The organism is Pseudomonas citronellolis, from assembly GCF_029335315.1.
GTDB classification, from domain to species: Bacteria; Pseudomonadota; Gammaproteobacteria; order Pseudomonadales; family Pseudomonadaceae; genus Pseudomonas; species Pseudomonas citronellolis_A.
The window spans coordinates 44,532-68,937 of the sequence record NZ_JARJLT010000201.1 but is presented as its reverse complement, the minus strand read 5'-3'; the positions used below and the strand labels follow the sequence as shown (position 1 = coordinate 68,937).

Genomic DNA, 24,406 nt, shown 5'->3' with positions numbered 1-24,406 from the left:
GGGCACTACGGCGAATAAAAGCCTCGGCAGAATATAAGACACTTTTAATAAAAATGTACATATAAAGCGCAAGACAAAATACTGGGATATGACGTGCCAACAGAGCTGCGGCTTGAGACACATCAGCCCCCCCTTTGCTCCGCGCACCCCACCCGGGTGCGCAGCACACCAATTCCCTCCACAGCCAGTTCGACCAGATCGCCAGGATTCAGATAGCGCAATTGCTCCAGGCCACAGCCGTTGCCGACCGTGCCGGAGCCGAGGAACTCCCCGGGATAGAGCGTTTCCGAACGCGACACATGGGCGATGACGTCCTCGAAGGACCAGCGCATATCACGAGTGTTGCCACGCCCCCACTCCTCGCCGTTCACCTTCGCGACCATTTCCAGATCGTAGGGGTCGCCCAACTCATCAGCCGTCACCAGGCATGGCCCCATGATGTTCGCCGTATCGAAGTCCTTGCTCTTGGCTGGGCCAAGCATGCCGGGCATCTCCGCAGCCTGGGCGTCGCGGGCGCTCATATCGTTGAAGATGGTGTAGCCGACGATGTGCGAGCGAGCTGCATCGCGACTGATGTCCTTACCACGCTTGCCGATGTAGCAGCCGAACTCCAGCTCGAAGTCGAGTGCCTTGCTGAAACTCGGCCATTGGAATTCGTCGTCAGTACCGATGACCGCGAAGCGGTTGCATTTGTAGTAGATGGGTTGGCGGTTGAAGGTTTCGATGACGCGCTCGTCGGCACGTGCATTCATCGCTTTGAGCGTAGCCTCAGGGTCTGGCGTCCGCAGCGCGCGAGCCCGGCGTGCTGCGGCAAAGCTCTGCCGCAGGTGTAGCTCGAAACAGGAGCAGTCGCGCATTTGCGGCGGCGGCTGAATCGGTGCGTGCAGCTTCACCGCCGCCCGGGCACGCACAGCTCTTGCAGGAACCAGCTCCACCATCGAACGGGCAAGAGCCAACCCCTCCTCTCCGGCCTCGACCAGCGCCAGCACGCTGGCCAACTCGGGACGCTCATTTCCATACCGGACCTGGCAGGCGGCCTGTAGGTCCAGGACGATCTGGTCGTGCTCCAGCAAGGCACCGGCACGTGCGCCCCTGTTGCCGTCGGTAAAGGTTACCAATCTCATGACTTTTGTACTCCAGTCGAAGAGCAGCAGAAGGTCACGGGCGTCATACCCGACCAGATACGGGCAGGCAGGCACCCGTGATAGGTGTGGCGTCGTCCGAGAGCAGGAACGCAATCACTCTGGCCAAAGCTCCCGGCGTTACCCAACGACTGGCATCGGCGTCCGGCATGGCTGCGCGATTCGCTGGGGTGTCGATGATGCTTGGCAGTACAGCATTGACGGTGACCCCACGGTCTTTTAACTCTTCAGCCAGCGCCTCAGTGAGGCGTGCCACTCCGGATTTAGAGGCGGCATACGCGCCCATGCCCAGGCCCGCCTTCAGGGATGCTAGAGCACCAATGTTGACGATGCGTCCGGATGCGGCAGCAAGCAAATAGGGCAGCGCAGCCTGGCTGCTGACTAGAGCCGTACGAAGGTTGATCTGATACAGGCGATCCCAAGTATCCAAAGCACCATCCTCGAATGATTCCCAGGCGAACCCGCCAGCGACGTTGACTAGGCCGTCGAGATGTCCGAAGCGCTCCACCACCCGGGCCACGGCAAACCGCGCCGACTCGGCAGAGGTCAGGTCGACGCCGCCCAAGGGCAGAACCCCAGAAACATCGCCCAGACTAGCTGGAACTTCGGTGCGATCGAGCAGAGCAACCTGCGCACCGCGCTCCAGCAGCAGGCGGCCCACGGCCCCGCCGAGGGCACCGAAGCCGCCGGTGACGATGATTGTCTTGTCTTGCAAAGGCCGGGACATGGCAAAAGGATCCTCTTGTTGTTAGATGGCGAGCTATATGGCTAGCGCATAGCCCCGCACAAATATATGACACTTTTAAAAAATATGTGCAATTATTAGCACGCATACACCCAAACCAGTGCTCTCAGGTTGCGCGAATGATCAGAAAACTGCCCGCCCTCAACGCTGATAACCGCGCCTTCTGGCAAGGTGGCGAGCACGGTCGACTGTTGATCCACCACTGTCATGGCTGCACGCACTATTTCCACCCGCCCGGGCCAATCTGCCCCCGCTGCGCGAGCCTGGACGTCGCACCTCGTGCGGTATCAGGAAAAGGCAAGGTGCTGAGCTACACCCTCAACTACCAGCCTTGGGTCGCTGACCTGGAAGTGCCCTACGCCGTCGCCATCATCGAGCTGGTCGAGCAGCAGGGCCTGCGTTTCGTCAGCAATGTAATTGGGATGGACCCGCTCCAAGTGCGGATCGACATGCCTGTACGGGTCAGCTTCCTCCACGTCGAGGATGTCTGGCTCCCTCTGTTCGAGAAGGATCAATGATGCTCCCTCATCGCTACGAAAAAGAGGTCGCCATCACTGGCATCGGTCAGTCCGAGGTGGCCCGACCTTCCAGCAAGTCGGCCATGCGACTGACCCTTGATGCCTGCCTGGAAGCCATTGCCGATGCTGGCCTGGAGCGCCATGAGATCGACGGCGTCGCCTGCTGGCCGGGCGACAACAACAATGGCGATCCCTTCTCGCCGGTCGGCCCCAGCGCCCTGAAAAGCGCCTTGGGGTTGAACGTCAATTGGTTCGGCGCCGGCTACGAGGGGCCCGGCCCATTGGCCGGGGTGATCAACGGAACGATGGCCATCGCCGCCGGTCTTTGCCGCCACGTCCTGGTTTTCCGTACCATCACCGAGGCTTCGGCGCGCCAGCACAACAAGCAGGCGGGAGCGCTGACCAACAAGACCCAGGGACGTGATAGCAGCTACGCCTGGCAATGGCTGACGCCCTTCAATGTCATGTCCGGCATCAACCTGATGGCCCTCTACGCGCAGCGCCATTTCCACGACTATGGCACGCGCCCCGAACAGCTCGCGCAGATCGCGTTGACCTGCCGGCGCAATGCTGCGCGCAATCCTAAGGCCATCTACCGCACACCGATGACGATGGACGACTATTTGCAATCGCGGATGATCTCCACGCCCCTACGCATGTACGACTGTGACGTGCATTGCGATGCCTCCACCGCCATCGTCCTGTCGCGCCGCGATGCCGCACGGGACACGCGCAATACTCCGATTCGCATAGAGGCCATCGGTGCCGCACTGAACCAGCCGTGGTCCTGGGACCAGATCTCCCTGACTGAGATGGCAGCCTTCGACGTTGCCCGGATGATGTGGGCGCGCACCGACTACACGCCGGCTGATGTCGGCTCGGCTCAACTCTACGACGGCTTTTCGATCCTCACCATGATCTGGCTGGAAGCCCTGGGTCTGTGCCCGGTGGGACAAAGCGGCGCCTTTGTTGAAGGCGGAGGGAGGATCGCCCTGGACGGCGAGCTGCCACTCAATACCAACGGTGGCCAACTGTCCGGAGGACGCACCCACGGCCTGGGCTATGTCCACGAAGCATGTCTGCAGTTATGGGGACGCGCACGAGGACGCCAGACTGCTCCGCATTCACTCTCTGTGGTGGCCGCCGGCGGCGGCCCATTGGGCGGCAGCCTGCTGCTGGCCCGTGACTGACACGGCCACCAGCAAGAGATCAGAACAGAATACCCGCCAGTTCGGCACAGAACTCGATCAGCTCGGCAGCCAGTTCGCCAACCCCCTCGTCGTCTCGCTGGCCGCGGAACATCACGGCGGAGACAGTGAAATCGATAGTGCCCTCAGGGGAATACACTGGCGCAGCGACTGCCTGGATACCAACCGAGAAATACCCATCGTCCACTGCCCAACCCCGTTCCGCGGCTAGGTGAACCTCCTCGCGATAGATCTCGATTGGCAAGGGACGCGCCCAGCGTATCCGATGGTAGACATCCTCGAATGCCGGCGTGTCCAGGTCCAACTGGGTCGAGAACAGCCGACCGCTGGCGCCCATCAGCATCGGAAAGCGCTGCCCCTCGGCCATGTCGATGCGCACATCGGCAGGACTGGCCGCCGAGCTGACGATGACTATACGATCCGCCCCCATGCGCCGCCAAAGGGTGATGGTTACCTGCATGCGCGCTGCGAATTCCTGTAGCAGCGGCTTAACCAATTGCACACGCTGCCCTTGGGTAACCAGTTGCCCAACCAGGCGGGCCAGTCCCAGGCCGGCCGAATAGCGCTTGGACATCGGGTTGAAATCGATCACATCTTCCATGAACAAGGTACGCAAGATATTGAAGCAGGTGCTGGGGTTGATCGACAGGCGCCGGGCGATGTCCACCGAACGCTCCGGCGCCCCGCTTTGACTCAAATGGCGGAGAATGCGAATCGCGTTAGCGACCGGTTTCACCGTGACGCTGGCACCCTTGCGACTACTGCCTGCTTCCGTGAGCTCTGGGCTTTCCATAGGAGCGTTCTCTATTATTTTCAGCCGATCAATTCTATAACGAGAACACTATCGGCCAGCAAATTTAATATAGAGATTTCTAGACACCCTTTACCGGTGCTTGATTGATATAGCGTCGGATCGATCGGTCCTCGCGAAAAGGCGAAAGCAATACTGCCTGCGCCACGTCCCCCCGGGTCATGCGCCCGCACTGCCGCAGGTAATCCAGCCACGACTCGACGATGAAGCGCTCTACGTAGCGGTTGGGCTCCTCTAGATCACGGTACAAGCGCCAATTCCGCGCACCATTACGCCGTCGCGTCTGGCCGACGGCATAAACCACACGCAGGAACGCCTCACGTCCGGCAGCATCCACCTGGTAGCCGACCTCAATGCACACCGGCCCGTCGCCGTGGTCGACGCCCTCAGCGACCAGCATCGGCTTATCCGTCTGCAGGGCATCGGCAAAGTCAGCTTCGCGGCCCATCTCGATGGCCCCGCTACGAGTCAGGAACAAGCCCAGGAAGATGCTCGATGCCGATAGCAGCAGACTTTGCTGCAAGCCCAGGTATTGCGTGATAGCCCCCCACAGGGCACCACCAAGGGCCATCGAGCCCATCAGCACCAGGAGGTATACCGAGGCGACACGTGCTCGCACCCAGTTCGCAGCATAAGTCTGTACCACGGTGGAGATGGTCGCGTTCACCGCCATCCAGCCCATGCCGGCCAGCAGAAGCGTGGCGCAGATCACCACCTGGCTGCGCGACAGCGCCGCCGCCAGGGTCGCCACGGCAAAGGCGAGGGCCCCGATATCGATCAACCGTCGCAGAGCAAAACGCCGATAGACGCTGGTCAGGCCGAGCGCAGCAAGGACTGCGCCAGTCCCCATAAACGCCATCAGCAGTCCATAGCCACCTGCGTCCATGTGCAACTCCTCCTTGGCTACCAGCGGCATCAGCGCCCATAGCGCGCTGGCGCAACTGGTGAACACGAATACCTGCCTGAGCGCGCTAGACAGAACCGTCGAGTGGCGGATGTAGCGCAGGCCGCTGCGCATGCCGCCGGCTAAGGTTTCAGGTGGTAAGCCGTCGGCATGGACGCGAGCCGGCAGACGGTAGATGAATACGAGCACTGCTGCCATGCACAGTGCGATGACCAGAAATACTGCGGCACTGGTCCACCAGACGATCAGTAGGCCGGCCAGAGCTGGCCCCAGGGCCCGAGTGGCATTGATGGAAATACCATTGAGAGCGACCGCCGCCGGCACCTGCTCACGCGGGATGACTCCGACCACAGTCACCATCCAGGCCGCCATACCCAAGGCGCTGCCGCCCCCCAGCAGGAATGTGAACAGCAGCAGCGACCAGGCCCCCAGCAGTCCCACCCAATCCAGCAGGCAGAGCGCTGCGGCCGCCACCAAGATGACCGCCTGGGTGAGAAGCAACAGACGGCGCGGATCCATGCGGTCAGCGAGCACCCCGCCCGGCAAACCGAACAGGAAGACAGGCAGGGTAATGGCTGTCTGCACCAGGGAAACCATCAGGGGTGATGCCGATAGCTGGGTCATGATCCAAGCTGCCCCCACGGTCTGCATCCAGATCGCTAGGTTGGCAAGCGCGCAGGCTAGCCAAAGGCTGACGAACAGCCCATGACGCAAGGGCGCCCAGAACGAAGAGTGTTCCGCCCCTGCCAAAGCAACGTTGGCCTGCCTGTCCATACTCATTCGCCGTCGGGCCTGCCCAGCCGCCCAGCACTTCGCGCAGCAGGCAGTCTACGCTGGCGGCCAACCCGGTTGCGCAGCTCGCCGATCCCGCCGATACGCGCCTCGACCAAATCCCCCGACGCGAGGAAGCGACCGTCCTCCAGGCCCACACCGTGAGTCGAGCCGGTGAACACTAGGTCGCCCGGCCGCAAGCTGATACGCGCATCGAGGTAATTGAGCAATTCGTCCACCGGGAAGATCATCTGCCGAGTATTGTCCCTCTGGCGCGGCTCACCGTTGACCTCCAGCCCCATCTCCAACTCAGGCTGTCCGATGCCGCCTAATTCGTCGAGAGTGACGATCCAGGGACCGATCGGTGTAGTGCGATCCATGGATTTCTGGGTTAGCAGGTCGAGGCGACCGATACGCCTCCCCGCATCCCGCGCACTGATGTCATTGCCGACCGTGTAGCCGAGCAGGCAAGCGCTGGCCTGCGCTTCCTCGCCTAGCGGCCGGGCAACCACAGCGACCAACTCGACCTCATAGTCGAGCTGTCCGGTCAGGGCCGGATAGGCTATTTCGTCGTACGCCCCCACCAGCGCGGAATCCGACTTCAAGTAGGCCAGTGGATGAGCCGGAGGCGAACTGCCAAGACGCTCAAGATGGCTGCGATAGTTCAAGCCCACGCCAAAAACACGCGCCCCCGGTTCCAAGGGCGGCAGCAAACGGCACGCCGACAGCGCAAGGCGTTCATCATCGAGTCCTAGGTTGATCCAGCCCCCCTGGCCGATCGCCTGCGCCCAAGCAGCGAATGGCTCGCGAACGCGACGAAGGTGCTGCAGATCCGGATCGAGCAACCCCCAGAATACCTCACCGCCCACCTCCACCCTAGCCAGGCGCAAGCTCAGCGCTTCTTGCCGGCTAGGTACTCAGCGTCCAGTACTTCCTCGGGGGTACGCACGCTCGGCCCAAGGATCGGACCAACCATCTCATGGCCCCATAGACTCAGAGTCTCGGGGTTGAGCTCATAGGGATCGCCCTGCCACGGCTCAATCTCGGCTATGGTCTCGAAGGCAAAGCCGGAGGGGGTGAAGTGGTAGAAGGACAGATGCGGATCCTGGCTGTGCTGGCCAAGAGTCATCATCATCGGCAGTTCACGCTTGCGCACGATATCGTAGGTTTCCCCCACATCCCGCACATTGCGCACGAACAGACCGACATGCTGCACCCCCATGCGCCCTGGACCGTGGCCGTAGGCAATGTCATGGCTGGTCTTGTCGTTCAGCTTGGCGCGGAAGAAGCCGGTTCGGCCCTTGCCGGCGCCGGCTCCATACCAGTGGAAGCCCATCACATCAAGCAGGAAGCGCTCTAGCTCCGGGGTGTATTCCGGGGTGATCACCACTACGTGTCCAGCACCACGTTCATCGGCCAGGAAACCGGTATGCGGTCGACCGGGAATGAAAGAGCGCGGCGTCCACTTCTGTCCGTAGAACAGCTCGTACTGGTAACCCACCGGATCGCGGAAACGTACTACTTCACGCACCCCACGCAGCTCGCAAAACGCCGTATCGCCACGGACGAACTCAACTCCCGCAGCCTCGAGCTTCCTCAGACCGGCCTCGAAGGCCATGCGTCCAACCGCCTCCCAACCGATATAGGCAAGGCGATCCACCCTGCCGGGATGAAAGGCAAAGCGGTGCCGCCGGTCGTCGATCCTGAAATATAACGACTCCAGATCGCTGTCCGGCGACTTGCCAACGCCGAAGCCCATGACCTGCGGGCCATATTCGCGCCAGGCGTCAAGGTTCGCGGTCTCGAACCCCATGTAACCGATGCCGATGATATCCATGCCTTCACCTTCTTGTTCGAATGTCTTGGGAGGAACTGTTGTGCCTAGCTAGATAGCCAGCAGACCACCATCGATGACGAAATCAGACCCGGTTACGAAGGAAGCCTCGCCGGATGCCAGGAACAACGCCAGGGCGACCACTTCCTCCGGCTCGCCAGGACGATCCATCAGGACACCATCGAGAAGCGCCGCTCGCGCCACCGGATTCTCCAGGAACTCCGAGGTTCCCGGGGTAGCGATGAAGCCCGGACTTAGACTAACGGCGCGAATCCCCAGGGGAGCCCCTTCGACAGCCAGTTGCCGAGTAAAGGACACCACCGCTCCCTTCGCTGCGGCATGCGCGGAAATTCCCGCGACCTTGGAGCCGCCCCAGGCTGCTGTGGAAGAAACATTGATAATGACTCCACGCCGCTCGGCCAGATGGTTCCAGGCGTACTTGGTGGTATAGAACAGCAGGTCGATCTCGTTGCGAATGGTGTAATGCCAATCCTCGACAGACAGTTCATTGACCTTGCCGAAGCGAGCCGCCGATGCATTGTTGTACAAGATATCGATGCCACCATGCTCAACGACGGCCGCCTCGACCCAAGCCCTGGCCTGCTCATGGTCACCGAGGTCGACGGACGCTCGACCATGCAAACGAAGTCCCTGAGCGCTTAGCAGAGTGGCGGTTTCCTCGTGCGCTGCACCATTAAAGTCGCAGCCCACGACAATAGCGCCCTCGCGGGCGAAGCGCAGCGCCGCCGCCCTACCCTGGCCACCGCCAGTTCCGGTGATCAGCGCGACTTTACCTTCAAGACGCCCAGTCATTACATGCTCCATTTCTTATTCTGATTTTCTCGGATCGGCTACCGCTGTCGCCCCTCGGGCTTGATCTCTTCGAGCCAGATGGCTTCGGCCGGACAAGCTTCGGCGCCCTCTCGCGCCTCGTCCTCCAGCTCGACGGGAACAGCCTTGTTATCGACGTAAACTAAGCCATCGGCATCCAGCTTATAGATGCTGGGACAGATCGCAGCGCAGAGACCGTAGCCACAGCAGCGGCTGCGCTCGACCACAACCTCGAATCGGGCCTTGTCGGAACTCATCTTATTCTCCTTATCCATCCAGGCAGACGTAAAAATAATGAACACTTTTCTAAATTTTGTAAACAAATGCCCGTTTCACCCCCAAGAAAACCAAAGCCATCTCGCCTCGAATAGCTGCGACCGATCCCGCAGACCGCCAAAACCGGCCAATTGCCGCCGATCCGTCGGCAACAGAAGGGCAAACACAATCGCTGCTCCCGCACAAGATCAAACCAAGATGCAGTCGACCGCCTCCGTCTCTCCTTGAAAGCGGAAGCGACCTACCGCCAAGGTCAACTCCTCGGAGAGTCCTCGTAGAGAAATAACGGCACTGGAGACACTATGGGCAATTGCATCCCCCTCTCCCGCCATGCGCGCAATGCGCTCGACATTCAGAGCCACGTTCTGTCCACCGGCGTTCTGCACGCGGACCGCATCGGCAATCTGTTCAACCCCACGAGTGGAATCCCCCACCAATTCCGCAGCCTGCTGTAACGTGGACTCCAGGTCAGCCAGCAGCCTGCTGCTGTCCTCCAGCGCCACAGTGCCAGCGCGCAAGGCTTCGTCCACCACTTCAGACTGCCCCTCCAGCTTCGAGGTCAGCTCGTTGATCGAGTTGGCCGCCACGGCGGAGCGTTGCGCCAGGCTGCGTACCTCGTCCGCCACCACGCTGAATCCACGTCCACTTTCGCCGGCGCGCGCAGCTTCGATAGCCGCATTGAGGGCCAGCAGGTTTGTTTGTGCCGACAGGCCCTTGACCTGAGTAATGCTCGCAGTGATGGCCGCGGTGCTTTCCACGAAGTCGCCTACCGATCCGCGTATCTCTAAGAACGCGTGACGCACGCTGTCGATCTTCTCGAGCAAGCGTGACAGCGCCAGATGACCATTCTCCGCCCCATGCAGGCTCGCCTCCGCCGAACTGCGCAAGTTTTCCGCATGACTGGAAATAGTCGCTATACCGTCACTCATCTGCCCGATAGTCAGCGATACCGCGCCCACAGCATCGACCTGCGCAGTGGAGCTCTCAGCCACCTGTGCGGAGGCATCCACCAACTGTTCCGCTGAGGCACCAACTGACACTGCCACGTTGGTGACCTGCCGCATTGCCTGCTGAAAGCTGTCAATCAGCTCGTTGAAAGCCTGCGCAGTATGGGCTATCTCGTCACGCCCCATTACTCGCACACGGATGGTCAGGTCGCCATCGCGCAACCTCACGGAAGCCTGCTCAATTTCCCGAATGGCTCGAACAATCTGTCGACGCAACAGCAGACTGACAAACAGGGCCAGAACGCTAGCTGCAACGAGGACAACAATCAGCATCCTGGACAACTGCCGCTGCAAGTCGCCAGCCTCGACGAAGGCATTGGAGGTCAACTCCGCCTGCACCCCCAGCAAGCGGTTGAACTGCCCCTGCAAACCGTTGTATTCGGCACGTATTCGCCCCAGCAACGCCGCCGCCTGCAACTGATCATCAACGGCCGTGCGTTTGAAGTCAGACAAGCTTTCGCCGACCACTCCAGCCTGATCTTCCACGGCTCGATAGAGCGCTTTCTCCTCGTCGCCCAGGCGGGTCTCCTGAGCCAGTTTGCCCATCCCTGCCTGCAAGTCATCGATACTGTCTTGCATATCCTCGAGATAGGACTCCAGCTCCTCCCTGGAGGCCGAGCCATTCGACTCGAGGATCCGCACTACCGCAGCATAGGCGCCCACCATCGCCGCCTGCGAAGCCGAGGAGGTTTCGAGCACCTGGCGATACTGATGGAAGCGCAGGTGGTCGATTTCCTCGATCACGGCGTGCTGCTTGAGCAGCCCCCGATAGGCCATCCCCGACACGATCAGTAGCGACAGGACGAACAACCCTGGAAGTACGAGAAGCTTGGCGCCGATCGACAGCCCTCTCAGAAACATCATGGCACTCACCGTTCTTGTTGTTATGGAAGATAGCTGGACAGGCCCGCTGCCCCGCCATACTATTTGCACAGTATTAACATTTATGTTCATAACATCAAACAAAAGCCTTACCTGCTCGAGACCCGGCCCTACAAAATCAATAAAGGACGCCAAAGCATGTCTACCGCCCGAAACGAAGCGGCTATCGACTTCACCGAGTTCAAACGGGGATGGCGTATCCTGCTGCTATCCGTGGTTGGGGTTGCTGTCAGCATCAATGCTGCCCTGCTCTATGGGTTCGGTACCCTGGTAGTACCGCTGGAAGCGGCATTCGGGTGGAACAAGAGCGACCTTCAGGCGGCGATAACTTTCCTCTTCGGTGGCGCGGTAATCTCGCTGCAACTGGTTGGCTGGTTCAACTTGCGCTACGGCATGAAGCGGGTGACAGTCATCTCGCTGACCCTGCTGTCTCTGGGCTACCTAGCTACCACTCAGTTGAACGGATCGATCTGGTCGCTATACCTAGCTTTCGCTGTCCTGCCTTTGATCGGCATGGGGGCGCTGGCGGTAACCTGGACCCAGTTGCTCAGCCTCTGGTACGACCGCAATCGCGGGCTGGCCCTAGCTATCGGCCTGTCCGGTACCGGCTTGACCGCGGCGGTCGTCCCGCGCCTGCTGTCCTGGGGCATCGAACAATGGGACTGGCGCGCGGCCTTCGTCATCCTCGCCCAGCTCAATCTGCTGGTCCTGCTGCCGCTGACCCTGCTGTGGTTCAGGCTCTCCGCCAGCACGACGCAAAGCAGCCAGGGGCATGCCAGGGAACTGCTGGACCTGCCCGGCATGAGCTTTCGCGAAGGAATGCGCTCGAGGAAATTCTGGACCTGCAACCTGGCTCTGGGCCTGGTGATCTCGTCGATCGTCGGCATGGTCACCAGCACCGTGCCGATGCTGCAGAGCAAGGGCCTATCAGCCAGCGATGCCAACCTGATCTTCAGCGGCTTCGGCATCGCCCTGATCTTCGGCCGTCTGCTCATCGGCTACCTGATCGATCGCATGTGGCCGCCGCTGGTATCCGCCGTCAGCCTGGCCCTGCCAGCCATCGGCTGCCTGATCTACCTCAGCGGCACCGTCGAGTTCACACCATTGCTGCTGGCGGCGATCCTGGTCGGCTTCGGCGCCGGCGCCGAGTTCGACATCGCCGCCTTCCTGATCGCGCGCTACTTCGGTGTACGCGAGTACGGACGGCTGTTCGGCGTGCATCAAGGCCTGAATACCGTGGCCTCTGCCCTTGCCCCGCTGCTGTTCGCCTTCCTGCTCAGCCGCACCGACTCCTACTCGGCCATGCTGACCTACACCCTGGCCTGCAGCCTGGTCGGTCCCCTGCTCTTGCTGACTCTCGGCCGCGTTCCGCGCTTTGTCGCGACACCGCTCGCGGCCCATCCCTGATCCGAACATTCCAGGAGAACACCATGCCCACACTGACGTTCATCGAACACAACGGTACCGAACACCAGGTCAACGCAGACGTTGGCCAATCGGCCATGCAGGCCGCCACCTTTGCCTCCGTGCCCGGCATCCCCGCCGATTGTGGCGGCGCCTGCGCCTGCGCCACCTGCCATGCCTACGTAGACGAAACCTGGCTGGAACGTCTGCCACCGATGGACAGCACCGAGAACGACATGCTCGATTGCGCCGTCGAGCGCCGCGACAACAGCCGCCTGACCTGCCAGGTATTCATCAGCGAAGAGCTCGACGGCATGGTGCTGCGCCTGCCCGCGTCGCAATTCTGAAGAAGAGGTTTCCATGTCACTCGCCTCAGTAGTCATCGTCGGCGCCGGACAGGCCGGTTTCCAGGTTGCCGCCTCGCTGCGACAAGAAGGGTATGACGGCACCATCACCCTGATCGGCGATGAGCCGGGCCTGCCGTACCAGCGCCCGCCGCTGTCCAAGGCCTACCTGCTCGGCAAGATCACCGAGAATGCCCTGCTGTTCCGCCCCGCCGATTTCTTCGTTAAGCAACGCATAGACCTGCGCCACGACCAGGCCACTGCCATCGACCGACAGAACCGTCGCGTGCTGTTCGCATCCGGCGAGGCGGTCGCCTACGATCACCTGGTGCTGGCAACCGGTGCGCACAACCGCCCACTGCCGGTGCCCGGCGCCGAGCTGCAGGGCGTTTACGGCGTCAAGACCAAACAGGATGCCGACGCCCTCGCCCCCCTGGCCAAGGCAGCCAGCAGTGTGGTGGTAGTCGGCGCCGGCTTCATCGGACTGGAATTCGCTGCGGTAGCCGCCGAACTCGGCGCCAGCGTGCACGTGCTGGAGCTTGGCGATCGGCCGATGGCGCGCGCTGTTTCGACGGAGATGTCCCAACTGTTCCGCCAGGCGCATGAGTCCTGGGGCGTAAAGTTCGACTTCCGCCAGGGCCTGACCCGCATCGACGGCAAGGATGGCAAGGTCAGCGGCGTCGAGACCTCAGACGGACGCAGACTGCCGGCCGACCTGGTAGTTTTCGGCATCGGCGTGATTCCCAACACCCAATTGGCCAGCGAGGCGGGTCTGACCATCGAGAACGGCATCCGCGTGGACGCCAATCTGCTGACCTCCGATCCGCACATCTCCGCTCTCGGCGACGTCGCCTGCTTCCCCTGCCTGCAGAACGGCGAGCAACCGACTCGCCTGGAATCCGTGCAGAACGCCGCCGACCAGGCACGCAATGTGGCCGCTCGGCTGCTCGGCAAGCCGGTCCCGTACAGTGCGTTGCCCTGGTTCTGGACCGACCAGGGCAACCTCAAGCTGCAGATCGCCGGGCTCTCCACCGGCTACGACAGCACCGTCATCCTCGGCTCGCCGGAAACCCAGCAACTCTCGGTACTGTGCTTCCGTGACGACCAGTTGGTCGCGGTGGAGTCTTGCAACCGACCGGGCGACCACATGGCCGCGCGCAAGATTCTCTCCCGCCCGCCGCAGCTGAGCGCCGCCGAGGCCGCCGCCGAAGGCTTCGAGCTCAAGGCCTGGGAAGCCGCCAACCGCGACTGAACGACCACCGCCGCGCCCACCGCCGGGCGCGGCGTCAACCAGCGCCACGGCCAATCCCGCTTCCTGCGACCGGGCCTGTCCGCACTCCCGTCCGCTCAAGGCGACACCTGATGAACGCCCGCAGCCAATCGCTTCCCACCGGCCTGTCGATCGCTTCGATCGTCTGCTTCAATTTCGCCTCCTACATCGCCAACGGACTCCCCCTGGCCGTGTTGCCCGGCCACGTCCTGAATACCCTGGGATTCAGCAGCGCCATGGTTGGCCTGGTGATCGGCACGCAATACCTGACGACCCTACTGTCGCGCCCACTGGCCGGCCTGCTTGCCGACACCCATGGCGCCAAGCGCACGGTCATGACCGGACTGGCCGTGCTGACCGGCAGCGGCCTGCTGACGGCCCTGGCGATCATCCTGCCGCTGCCCCTGGGTGTCGGCCTGGCGCTGCTGATCACCGGGCGCATCCTCCAGGGCATCTCTTCGGCGCTGATCTCCACGCCCTGCTGCACTTGGGCCATCGGCCTGCATGGTACGTCGCGCACCGCACAGGTGATGTCCTGGAATGGCATCGCCGCCTACGGCGGAACCGCCCTCGGCGCGCCGCTCGGCGTTCTGGTACGGGACCAGTTGGGGCTCGCCGGCATCGGCTTCGGCATCACCCTGCTCGGCTTGCTGCCCCTGCTGTTCGCCCGGAGCCGACCGCCGGCACCGTTGCTGCCGGGCATACGCCTGCCGTTCCACAGCGTGTTCCTCGCGGTGCTGCCCAACGGCCTGGCCGTCGCCTGCAGTTCGGTGGGCTTCGGCAGCCTGACCGCCTTCGTCGCCCTGTACTTCGACAGTCAGGACTGGAACAACGCGGCCTATTGCCTGAGCGCCTTCGGCATCGCCTTCATCTGCGCCCGGCTGGCGTCGCCCAATGCACTACCGCGCTTCGGCGGCTACCGGGTGGTCACGTTCTGCCTGATGGTACAAACCCTGGGGCTGCTACTCGTGTGGCTGGCGCCTACGCCCCTGGTGGCGATCCTCGGCTCGGCGCTGACCGGTCTGGGCGTGTCCTGGGTCTATCCGGGGCTGGGGGTGGAAACCCTAGCGCGCACGCCGGAGAACAACCGCAATTCGGCCCTGAGCACGCTGTCGCTGTTCTTCGACCTGACCGTAGGGCTGGCCGGCCCACTGATGGGCCTGGTGGCCGCGCATTTCGGCCTGTCATGGATTTTCTTCTGCTCGGCCCTGCTCTCGACCCTCGGCCTTACCCTGGTGCTGTGCCTGGGCCAGCGCTCCGGCCGGTGAAGCGTGGACGCTGGCGGCCGAAAACTAACTGAACAATTTAAATAATACTGCCCATAAAAATCGAAACCTGCATTCTGCAGCCAGCGCCCCGGCCGTCGGCGAATCTGCCGCACACGCCTCCATAAGCCCGATTCCAAAGACCTGCAAGGCTATCCAGCGGAGTAGCATCGTGCCTGACCGGTGGTTTTCAGCCCTGAGCAGTCGTTGACCCAGATCAATTCAGAAGCCCTCCACGGGGCAGATAATCGGCTCGCAAATGAACATAAATCTATTTTTTGTTCATATAAAACAACAAGAGCGAAGACCGACTATGACCAGTACTACCAACCCGGCACTGAGCGACGGCACGAGGATTTCGGACCTGATTGATCTGGAAAAACATGAAGTGAAGATGCGGACGCTGTCCGACCCCGAGCTTTATGCCCTGGAGATGAAGAAAATCTTCGCCAGGACCTGGGTCTTCCTCGGCCACGAGACAGAGATTCCGAACAAGGGCGACTTCATCGTCCGCGACATGGGCTCCGACTCGGTGATCGTCGCCCGCTCCAGCGACGAGCAGATCCACGTCTCGCTTAACGTCTGCCCGCACCGTGGCATGAAGATCTCCACCGTCGACGGCGGCAATGCCGCCGCCCATGTGTGCATCTACCATGGCTGGACATTCCGCCCCAACGGTGACTTCATCGCCGCGCCGGTGGAGAAGGAATGCATGCACGGTAAGATGCGCACGAAGGCCGAACTCGGCCTGCACAAGGCCCGCGTGTCCGTCTATGGCGGCCTGATCTTCGCCACCTGGAACATCAACGGCCCGTCCTTCGAGGACTTCCTCGGCGATGCCAAGTGGTATTTCGACACCCTATGGTGCCGCACCACCGCCGGCATGGAAGTGCTCGGCCCGCCGCAGCGCTTCATCATCCGTGCCAACTGGAAGACTGCATGCGAGCAATCCGCCTCGGACGGCTTCCACACCCTGACCCTGCACCGCTGGCTGGGCGAGGTCGGTCCCTATGCAAAGAAGCCGGATGCCGAAGGCAAGGGCGGCGACCTCAGCCCGGAAATGTATGGCGTTGAAGTCTGGACCGAACACGGCCACACCATGCGCTGCATCGAACTGGACCGCAAGATCCAGCGCCTCACCGGGCGCGACCCGTCCACCATGAGTGCCGAGGAAAAACTCACCTTGCTGCCGCCACCGGGCATCACCCGGGAAATGGTCCCCGAGCTGCTCAAGCGCTTCAGCCCGGAGCAGTTGCACGTCATGAGCTGGCGGCCGCCACAGGTGGGCAACTTCTTCCCCAATGGCCTGTTCGAATTCATCTACCTGCCGCAGCCGGACGGCACCGTGCTCGGCGCCATGGCCCTGCACGCCTATATCCCCAAGGGGCCGGACAAGCTGGAATTCGTCAACTGGATCCTCGCCGAGAAGGACACCCCGCCGGAAATCAAGGCGCGCATGCTGCGCCAGTCGATCCAGTTGCTCGGCACCTCCGGGATGGTCGAGCAGGATGACTCCGATACCTGGCCACACATGACCCTGGCGGCCAAGGGAGCGATGAGCGAGGCCATCACCCTCAAGTATCAGGCCTTGTACGAGGACGACGCCAAGCCCGCCGACTGGCCCGGCCCCGGTCATGTCGGCGAGGGCTTCACCAAGGACGATACCCAGTGGCAATGGTGGAAATACTGGCACGCGCTGATGACGGCCTGACCACCCTGCCCCTCGTACACCCTGCCCGGCTGCGTAGCGCGGCCGACGGCACGCACAGCCTCACGGAGATCGCCATGAACGACTTACAGACCCTGCTCGCGCCCACGCCCCTTCCGCCGACCGACCGCAGCAAGCGCATCGCCAGCGGCAGCCCGCTGCACAGCGAAATCGTCGACTTCCTCTACGACGAGGCGGAGCTGCTGGACACCCTGCAACTCAAGCAGTGGAGCGAAACCCTGACCCTGGATATCGAGTACAACGCCCCACTGCGCCTCACCCGTCCCAATCGCCAGCAACAGCAGACCGTGGTGCGCAACGTCCAGCACCTGCACGAGAGCCATGGCTCGCTGATGGTGCGCATCATGCGCATCACCGACACCCGCAGCGCCTGGGGTGAGGACCCACCCTCGCGCACCCGGCGCCTGGTCAGCAACGTCCGCGTGTTCGGCACCGACAAGGCCGACGAATACAAGGTGCTGAGCTACCTGCTGGTGACCCGCAGCCGCTTCGACTTCGACGACTTCGACCTGATCCCCTGCGAACGCCACGACATCCTGCGCCGCGAGAACGGCCAGCTGAAACTGGCGCGGCGCGAAATCCTGCTGGACCAGGCGGTGATCGGCACCCCGAACCTCGGCATTTTCCTTTGATCGACCCGACAGGGGTAAAGGCCGCTGCTGCGGCCAACCACGGAGAACGACAATGCAACTCGAAGACATGATCCTCGTCAGCGTGGATGACCACGCCATCGAACCGGCCGGCGCCTTCGACCGCCACATGCCGGCACGCTTCAAGGGCCGCCAGCCGCGCGTCGAGCAGCACGGCGGTCGCGACGTCTGGGTATTCGAAGGCCAGGCCACCGGCTACATGGGTCTCAATTCCGTAGTCGGCCGGCCCAAGGAAGAGTACGGCATGGAGCCGCTGGGCTACGAGCACATGCGCCGCGGCACCTGGGACATAAAGGCCCGCGTCGACGACATGAGCGCCAACGGCATCCTTGGCTCGATCTGCTTCCCGACCTTCCCCGGCTTCGCCGGCCAGCGCTTCCAGGTACATGAGGATCGCGCCGTGTCCCTGGCGGCGATCCAGGCCTACAACGACTGGCACCTGCACGACTGGTGCAACGTCGCGCCGGGACGTTTCATCCCGCTGATGCTGGTACCCTGGTGGGACATGCAGGCCGCCGCCGCCGAGGTCACGCGCCTGGCCAGACTCGGCGTGCATGCCCTGTCGCTGTCCGACAACCCGGCGCTGCACGGCTTCCCGTCGATCCACAGCGACTACTGGGACCCGCTGTGGAAAGCCTGCGCCGACAACAAGGTGGTGATCTGCTGCCACATCGGCACCGGCATCAAGGCCGAGCACGCCTCCGAGCTGTCGCCGATCGATGCCTGGATCACCTCCATGCCGATCTCCATCGCCAACTCGGCGGCCGACTGGATCTGGGCGCCGATGTGGAAGAAGTTCCCCGACCTGCGCATGGCCCTCTCCGAAGGCGGCATCGGCTGGATCCCCTACCTGCTGGAACGCGCCGACTTCACCCACCGCCACCACCACGCCTGGACCAACGCCGACTTCGGCGGCAAGAAGCCCAGCGACATCTTCCGCAAGCACATCATCACCTGCTTCATCGAGGACGATTTCGGCCTGCGCAACCTGCCGGACGTGGGCGAGGACATGGTCACCTGGGAATGCGACTACCCGCACTCCGACTGCACCTGGCCGAATTCGCCGGAGGTGGCCTGGGAAAGCCTGCGCAAGCTGCCCAAGGAGACCATCCACAAGGTCACCCACCTCAACGCCATGCGCGAGTTCTCCTACGACCCGTTCGCCCTGCTCGGCCGCGACAACTGCACGGTCGGCGCCCTGCGCGCCCAGGCCACGCACGTCAATATCGAGCCCGCACTGGGCATGGGCGGTGCGGCGCCCAAGCGTGAGAAAGGCAAGCCGGTGACCTCCGGCGACATCAATGCGATGTTCGCCCAGGCGGACGCCCAGACCGCGCTGTAGGCAAGGCCATGGCCCCCTCCCGGGCAAAGGCCGGGAGGGGGCGGCTCAAGACAATCACAAGAGGCCAGCATGGACATCATCGGCATTGGCTACCTGGGCTTCGAAAGCCCGAACCTGGACGCCTGGCGCGAGTACGCACCGCAGGTGCTCGGCCTGGGCCTGGGCAACGCCGCGGCGGGCGACCCCGACTCCCTGTACCTGCGCAGCGACGACCGTCGGCACCGCATCGCCTTTCACCCCGGCCCCACCGACCGCATCGCCTACATCGGCTGGGAGGCCCGCGGGCGGCAGGCCTTCGACGCCGCCGTGGCGCGCTTTCGCGCAGCCGGCGTGGCCCTGGAAGTCAGCGACGCGGCTCTGCGCGAGATCCGCGGGGTGCGCGAACTGGTTCGCTTCCGCTGCCCGGCGGGCTACCAGCACGAACTCTTCTACGGACAGAAATGGACGCCGCGCTCGTTCGTTCCCGGCCGCCCGCACGGCGGTTTCGTCGCCGACGAGCGCGGCGTCGGCCATATCGTCCTGATGACGCCGGACTACGGCCCGGACCTGGAAGCCTTCTTCATCGAGCTGATGGGCTTCCACTGGTACGGCGCCGGCGCCGGCAAGGGCCGCACCGGCTTCTTCCGCGCCAAGCTGAACGACAAGACCAGCCATGACATCGCCTTCGGCCATGCGCCCGGCATGAAGGGCGTGCAGCATATCGGCCTGTTCGTCAAAAGCCTGCGCGACCTCGGCGAAACCTACGACATCGTGCGCCAGCGCGCGCTGCCGATGCAGATGACCCTCGGCCAGCACAGCCAGGACCCGCACGTTTCCTTCTACCACTTCAGCCCGTCCGGGTTCGCCGTGGAGTGCATCCACGAACTGCAGCCCTGGCACCACGACGGCTTCGAGCTAAACCCCGAGCACCTGAGCGTCTGGGGCCATGAACGGGTCGGCCCGATCCTTGGCCCGAGCGTCATGCCCGTGGAACGCTACCCCGACGACTGAACACGCGAATCCAGCACCAACATCGACAGAAAAAGGACAAAAAGATGAGCAAGATCTATGACATCGTCATCGCCGGCGGCGGCCACAATGGCCTGGTCGCCGCCTGCTACCTGGCCAAGGCCGGGCGCAGTGTGTGCGTGGTGGAGAAGAACGACAAGGTCGGCGGCGGGGTCATGACCCGCGAGCTGACCATTCCCGGCTTCAAGCACGACGTCTGCTCGGTGGCGCATACCCTGCTGCAGGCTAACCCGCTGCTGCGCAACGACGAACTGGAGCTGAAGGCGAAGTTCGGCCTGAAGTACATCAACCCCGACAAGATGACCGCGATCTTCTACGACGACGGCAGCACCCTGGAGTTCTACACCGACCTGGAGCGCACCTGCCAAGCCATCGCCAAGTTTTCCGAGCGCGACGCCGATGCCTACCGCCGCTTCAACCACCAGGTGTTCCAGAACCTCGACATGCTGGTCATGGGCATGTTCAACACGCCGCCGAGCGCGTCGCACCAGGCGCTGATGATGGAACAGAGCCAGGTCGGCCAGGAACTGATGCGCACCCAGGCTATGAGCGCCTGGGACTACATCAGCGAATGGTTCGAGAACGACAAGGTCAAGATCGCCCTGGCCCGCTACGCCTCCGAGGCGATGATGAACCCGTTCGACAACGGCACCGGTTTCGGCTTCTACATCATCCTGCCGCTGATGCACCGGTACGGCGTGGGCATCCCGGTCGGCGGTTCCGGGGCCTTCGCCGACGCCCTGCATGCCTGCCTGGAACACCACGGCGGCGAGGTACGCACCCAGGCGCCGATCAAACAGTTCAAGATCGACGGCGGCAAGGCGAGCGGCGTGATCCTCGACAGCGGCGAGGAAATCCTCGCTCGCCAGGGCGTGATCTCCACCCTGCACGCCAAACAGGTGTTCCCCGCCATGGTCCCCGGCTGCGAATTGCCCGAAGGCTTCGAGCAGCGCATCCGCACCCTCAAGCACAGCAGCTTCCAGCCGTTCAACATGCATGTTGCGCTGCGCGAGGCACCGCGCTACAAGGTCGGCCCAGCGGTGGACGACTTCTTCTGGGTGGAGCGCTCGCATTCCGACCCCGAGGAATTCTCCCGCGCCTTCCGCGACCTGGAATACGGCATCCCGCGCCGCGACTTCATCGCCTACGTGACCCAGGACACCTACGACAAGACCCGCGCCCCGGAAGGCAAGCGCGTGCTCAACATGTATGCCTTCTGCCCCTACCACCTCAAGGGCGGCGCCCAGCGCTGGGACGCGATCGGCGAAGAGGTAGCCCACGCTTTTCTCGACGACTTGCGTAAGCTCACCACCAACATGGACGACGACAACATCCTCGGCTTCTCGTGGATGACCCCGCTGGACATCGAACGCCACAACAACGCCATGATCGGCGCCGATATTCTGCACTTCGGCTCCTACTCCTGGCAGATCGCCGGTAACCGCCCAGCCCCCGGCTACGCCCAGTACAAGTCGCCAGTGGACGGCCTGTACCTGGCTGGCGCCAGCACCCACCCCGGCGGCGGTGTCACCGCCGCCTCCGGGCGCAACGTGGCACGGGTGCTGCTGGATGAGTCCGGCCTGGATTTCGACGAACTGGTCGGTGCCTGACCACCCCTTGCAGGAGCGAGCGCGGCATGAAGATGTTCAGCAAGGAAGGTGTGGAGATGGTGGACATCAAGTCCATCACCCGCGATGAGCAACGACTGGTCATCAAGGGCAAGGTGATGGGCGCCATGACCACTACCATCCTGGTCCACCCACAAGACTGCTGGCAGGCCGCCCGCCTGCTCGGTATCGGCGTGATCCTGCGCTTGCCTCTGATCCTGTTCCAGGGTTGGCTGGCCACGCGCAGGACAACCCGGGTGAAACGCTGACGCTCATCCAGTGCGAATGGGGCGCGACCGAGGTCGCGCCCCATATTGCCTCCTCACGTCTTGATGAAGTAACGCACCCACAGCCTGCCGTCCTGGAAACGGTACAGCTCGATGGTCTCGATACCGCCGCTGCCATCGCGCAACGCGTTGCGATGATGGCAGGCAGCTTCCTCGCCGTTGATGATGGTTTGCTTGACCTCAATGCGAAAACGCGGCTGCTGGTTTTCCCACATGCCTTCCAGGATCTGCCATGGATCGGTCGGCAAGGCACGGCCGACGTACTCGATGCTCAGGCTGGCGGGCGACATCCGCCGGTAATGCTCGAAGAACCCCTCCTTGTCACCGTTGTTCCAGCATTCGATCTGGCCATGCAGGAAATGCTCGATGGCTTCTTGCGCACTCATTGATTTCTCCTCGGTTGCCATGGGCGGATCTGGCCCGCCGGACTTTTCACACACCTGTTCAGTGTTCAGGCGTGCTGCTGTTGGACCGTGACCACCGCTGCCGACCGTAGCCAGAGTAGGATCGACGGGCCGATGATGGAACAGGCCAGGCAGCACAGCAGCACTGCCAAATAACCGTCGTAAGCCTCATAGAGGTAGCCGAAGAACACCGGCATCAACCCCGAGACGATGGTGATCAACCCCAGGTGCAGGCCGAAGATCCGCGCGTACTCGCGCAGGCCGAAATAACGCGCCATGAGAAGCGCCGCCAGGTCGAACTCCGCTCCAGCGCTGACGCCGATGCACAGGGTGGCGAGCACCAGCAGCGCTATGCTTTGCACGCCGCCGAACAGGAAAATCGCACAACCTATGGCCGGCAGTGCCAGACTGATCACCGCGACCAGGATCGGCGAGTAGCGATCCAGCAGATACCCCACCAGCAAGCGCCCGGCGATGATGGAAATGCCGAAACTGCTGAACACCTGGCTCGCCACTTGGGCGGAAAGCCCCTTGCCCTGCAACATCGGCACCATATTGGTGACCATGCCGACGGTCAGACACACCGAGAGGATCAGGGCAACGTTGAAACTCCAGTAGACCGGCGAGCGCAGCGCCTGGCTGAAGCTGAGACCGTCCAACTGGGCTACCGTCTCGCTTCCCCCCGGCAACGCCGGCTCCAGTTCGCCCGGCAGGCGCATCCACAGCAATGCCATCGGCAAGGTGAACAGCAGCGGCAGCGCGGCCAGGGTGAAGAAACCCGCCTGCCAGCCGAACTGGGCGATCAGCCTGGCCAGCAGTGGCGGCAGCAGCACCGCCATCAGCCCGGTACCGCAAAGAATGACCGCCAGGGCCAGGCCACGGTTGCGCACGAACCACAGGTTGACCAGTTGCGTCCAGGTAATGGCGATGGTTCCCGCGCAAACCAGCGGCATGGCGAAGAACGCCAAGTACAACCAGCCGATGGAATGCTCGATGCAGGTGATCGCCGCATAGCCGATCACCTGCAGCACGATCGACATGATCGCCACCCGGCGCAGGCCGAAACGGCGGTACAGCGGGCCGACCAGTTGGGTAGAGATCGCCACGCCGGCGAACAGGAAGGTAATCGACGCCTGCAGTTCACCCCGGCTCCAGCCAAAAGCCTGTTCGAGGGGAATCACCAGGGTGCCGAAGCCGTAGAGCAGACCCGCGCTGATACTGGTGCAGATACCGACGAGGCCAAGCAGCAGGATGCGCCAGCCGCGCTTGAACTCGGTGAGGTCGATGGCCGCCCGCTGGGGCGAACTGGATGTATCGGACATATGAGGACTCCTATCTCGGACCGCCGTGTCAGTCGGGCCGTACGGATCGGGCTCAATGCCCCTTGAGGATTTCTTCGACCTTGGGCATCGCCACCATGGTGGCGCCACCGTCGACCAGCAACGAAGTGCCGGTGATATAGGAAGCCTCGCTGGAAGTCAGGAATAGTGAGGCGGCGGCAATATCGGCCGACTGTCCCAGGCGTGGCACGGGGAAGCGCTCGGCCAGGCGATGCGGCAGTTCCTCCCCCAGGGTTTCGAGCATATGGTCGGTGCCGATCAGCCCCGGCTCGATCACATTGACCAGGATGTTCAGCGCACCGAACTCCACCGCCAACCCACGGGCGAACGCATTCATGAACGCCTTGCTGGAACTGTAGGGGATCAGCGTCGGCGTGTATTTGCGATTGGCCTCGCCGGAGGAGATGAAAATCATCCGGCCCTTGTCCTGGGCCCTGGACAGGTGGGGCGCGGCATCCTTGGCCAGCCAGAACAGCGACTGGATATTGCTGCGCACCAGATGATCGAAGGTCTCGTCCGCCATCTCGGCGATCAGCCCAGAGGCCGTATCGGCGGCGCAGTGCACCAGGATATCCAGTGCCCCAAAAGCCTCGATGGCACCGTCGACCATCGCCCCGACTGCCGCACGATCGGCGATATCGCCGCCGACCAGATGGGCCTCACCGCCCAGCGCGGTGATCTGCGCAATGGTTTCCTCGCCATGCCGTGGCGTACGTGCCGACACCACGACCCTGGCACCTTCGCGGGCGTAGGCCAGGGCGATTGCGCGGCCCATGCCACGTCCGGCGCCGGTGACCAATACCACCTTTTTGTCGAATCTCATCACC

Annotated in this window: 24 protein-coding genes and 1 pseudogene; 12 read left to right on the top strand and 13 right to left on the bottom strand. The window is 62.8% G+C overall.

Features of this window, described 5'->3' with window-relative positions:
* Positions 1-122: 122 nt before the first annotated feature.
* Together P3W75_RS15900 and P3W75_RS15895 are read right to left on the bottom strand one after the other, a co-directional pair.
* Positions 123-1,124, bottom strand: a complete 1,002-nt coding sequence (locus P3W75_RS15900) for a fumarylacetoacetate hydrolase family protein (RefSeq protein ID WP_043158284.1) — start codon at positions 1,122-1,124, stop codon at positions 123-125.
* A gap of 43 nt (positions 1,125-1,167) precedes the next feature.
* Positions 1,168-1,869, bottom strand: a complete 702-nt coding sequence (locus tag P3W75_RS15895) for an SDR family NAD(P)-dependent oxidoreductase (RefSeq protein WP_043158283.1) — start codon at positions 1,867-1,869, stop codon at positions 1,168-1,170.
* Positions 1,870-2,006: 137 nt separating this feature from the next.
* Here P3W75_RS15895 and P3W75_RS15890 point away from each other — a divergent pair, with 137 nt between their 5' ends.
* On the top strand, positions 2,007-2,405 hold the full coding sequence (locus tag P3W75_RS15890; protein WP_033970215.1) for a Zn-ribbon domain-containing OB-fold protein: 399 nt from the start codon (positions 2,007-2,009) through the stop codon (positions 2,403-2,405).
* Positions 2,405-3,595 carry a thiolase family protein gene (locus P3W75_RS15885; protein WP_043158280.1) on the top strand — a complete coding sequence of 397 codons (1,191 nt, stop codon included), beginning with the start codon at positions 2,405-2,407 and terminating at the stop codon, positions 3,593-3,595. Before P3W75_RS15890 ends, P3W75_RS15885 begins: the two co-directional genes overlap by 1 nt.
* 19 nt (positions 3,596-3,614) lie before the next feature.
* Here the strand turns inward: P3W75_RS15885 and P3W75_RS15880 are convergent, their stop codons facing one another.
* The 8 genes and pseudogenes from P3W75_RS15880 to P3W75_RS31910 all read right to left on the bottom strand — a co-directional run.
* The gene (locus P3W75_RS15880; RefSeq protein ID WP_043158277.1) at positions 3,615-4,406 is read right to left on the bottom strand and encodes an IclR family transcriptional regulator; all 792 of its coding nucleotides are present in this window, start codon (positions 4,404-4,406) and stop codon (positions 3,615-3,617) included.
* A gap of 79 nt (positions 4,407-4,485) precedes the next feature.
* Complete coding sequence (locus P3W75_RS15875; RefSeq protein ID WP_043158274.1) at positions 4,486-6,108, bottom strand: MFS transporter; 1,623 nt, start codon at positions 6,106-6,108, stop codon at positions 4,486-4,488.
* Entirely contained in the window at positions 6,105-6,989 is an 885-nt protein-coding gene (locus P3W75_RS15870; RefSeq protein ID WP_043158272.1) for a fumarylacetoacetate hydrolase family protein, read from the bottom strand. Before P3W75_RS15870 ends, P3W75_RS15875 begins: the two co-directional genes overlap by 4 nt.
* 2 nt (positions 6,990-6,991) lie before the next feature.
* A complete protein-coding gene (locus P3W75_RS15865; RefSeq protein ID WP_043158270.1) occupies positions 6,992-7,936 on the bottom strand; it encodes a VOC family protein in 945 nt (314 codons plus the stop codon).
* Positions 7,937-7,984: 48 nt separating this feature from the next.
* Entirely contained in the window at positions 7,985-8,746 is a 762-nt protein-coding gene (locus P3W75_RS15860) for an SDR family NAD(P)-dependent oxidoreductase (RefSeq protein ID WP_033970209.1), read from the bottom strand.
* A 38-nt stretch (positions 8,747-8,784) separates the two neighbouring features.
* Positions 8,785-9,021, bottom strand: a complete 237-nt coding sequence (locus P3W75_RS15855; protein WP_043158269.1) for a ferredoxin — start codon at positions 9,019-9,021, stop codon at positions 8,785-8,787.
* Positions 9,022-9,228: 207 nt separating this feature from the next.
* Positions 9,229-9,969: a methyl-accepting chemotaxis protein gene (locus tag P3W75_RS31915; protein ID WP_369811733.1), complete on the bottom strand. Its 741-nt coding sequence runs from the start codon at positions 9,967-9,969 to the stop codon at positions 9,229-9,231.
* A 201-nt stretch (positions 9,970-10,170) separates the two neighbouring features.
* A pseudogene (locus P3W75_RS31910) lies at positions 10,171-10,320 on the bottom strand (hypothetical protein); the annotation flags it as partial.
* Positions 10,321-11,067: 747 nt separating this feature from the next.
* Here P3W75_RS31910 and P3W75_RS15845 point away from each other — a divergent pair.
* From P3W75_RS15845 to P3W75_RS15800, 10 genes are all read left to right on the top strand, one after another.
* Entirely contained in the window at positions 11,068-12,336 is a 1,269-nt protein-coding gene (locus P3W75_RS15845) for an MFS transporter (RefSeq protein ID WP_043158265.1), read from the top strand.
* Positions 12,337-12,359: 23 nt separating this feature from the next.
* Complete coding sequence (locus P3W75_RS15840; RefSeq protein WP_033970204.1) at positions 12,360-12,680, top strand: 2Fe-2S iron-sulfur cluster-binding protein; 321 nt, start codon at positions 12,360-12,362, stop codon at positions 12,678-12,680.
* Positions 12,681-12,693: 13 nt separating this feature from the next.
* Positions 12,694-13,929 (top strand): NAD(P)/FAD-dependent oxidoreductase, encoded by a 1,236-nt coding sequence (locus P3W75_RS15835; RefSeq protein ID WP_043158263.1) that lies wholly within the window; start codon positions 12,694-12,696, stop codon positions 13,927-13,929.
* Positions 13,930-14,039: 110 nt separating this feature from the next.
* Positions 14,040-15,215, top strand: coding sequence for an MFS transporter (locus P3W75_RS15830; RefSeq protein WP_276228278.1), 1,176 nt, complete (start codon positions 14,040-14,042; stop codon positions 15,213-15,215).
* 310 nt (positions 15,216-15,525) lie between these two features.
* Positions 15,526-16,923: an aromatic ring-hydroxylating dioxygenase subunit alpha gene (locus P3W75_RS15825; RefSeq protein WP_043158261.1), complete on the top strand. Its 1,398-nt coding sequence runs from the start codon at positions 15,526-15,528 to the stop codon at positions 16,921-16,923.
* Between the two features lie 74 nt (positions 16,924-16,997).
* Entirely contained in the window at positions 16,998-17,573 is a 576-nt protein-coding gene (locus P3W75_RS15820; protein ID WP_004350362.1) for a 3-phenylpropionate/cinnamic acid dioxygenase subunit beta, read from the top strand.
* Positions 17,574-17,625: 52 nt separating this feature from the next.
* A complete protein-coding gene (locus tag P3W75_RS15815; RefSeq protein ID WP_043158260.1) occupies positions 17,626-18,933 on the top strand; it encodes an amidohydrolase family protein in 1,308 nt (435 codons plus the stop codon).
* Positions 18,934-19,002: 69 nt separating this feature from the next.
* Entirely contained in the window at positions 19,003-19,923 is a 921-nt protein-coding gene (locus tag P3W75_RS15810) for a VOC family protein (protein ID WP_043158259.1), read from the top strand.
* Positions 19,924-19,967: 44 nt separating this feature from the next.
* Positions 19,968-21,551: a phytoene desaturase family protein gene (locus P3W75_RS15805; RefSeq protein WP_116825775.1), complete on the top strand. Its 1,584-nt coding sequence runs from the start codon at positions 19,968-19,970 to the stop codon at positions 21,549-21,551.
* A 26-nt stretch (positions 21,552-21,577) separates the two neighbouring features.
* Positions 21,578-21,817: a hypothetical protein gene (locus tag P3W75_RS15800; RefSeq protein ID WP_033970193.1), complete on the top strand. Its 240-nt coding sequence runs from the start codon at positions 21,578-21,580 to the stop codon at positions 21,815-21,817.
* Between the two features lie 53 nt (positions 21,818-21,870).
* On the opposite strand, the gene P3W75_RS15795 is transcribed toward P3W75_RS15800, so the two are convergent.
* From P3W75_RS15795 to P3W75_RS15785, 3 genes are all read right to left on the bottom strand, one after another.
* On the bottom strand, positions 21,871-22,221 hold the full coding sequence (locus tag P3W75_RS15795) for a nuclear transport factor 2 family protein (RefSeq protein ID WP_033970191.1): 351 nt from the start codon (positions 22,219-22,221) through the stop codon (positions 21,871-21,873).
* A 65-nt stretch (positions 22,222-22,286) separates the two neighbouring features.
* Positions 22,287-23,561 carry an MFS transporter gene (locus P3W75_RS15790; RefSeq protein WP_043158257.1) on the bottom strand — a complete coding sequence of 425 codons (1,275 nt, stop codon included), beginning with the start codon at positions 23,559-23,561 and terminating at the stop codon, positions 22,287-22,289.
* Positions 23,562-23,613: 52 nt separating this feature from the next.
* On the bottom strand, positions 23,614-24,402 hold the full coding sequence (locus P3W75_RS15785; protein WP_043158254.1) for an SDR family NAD(P)-dependent oxidoreductase: 789 nt from the start codon (positions 24,400-24,402) through the stop codon (positions 23,614-23,616).
* Positions 24,403-24,406: the final 4 nt, after the last annotated feature.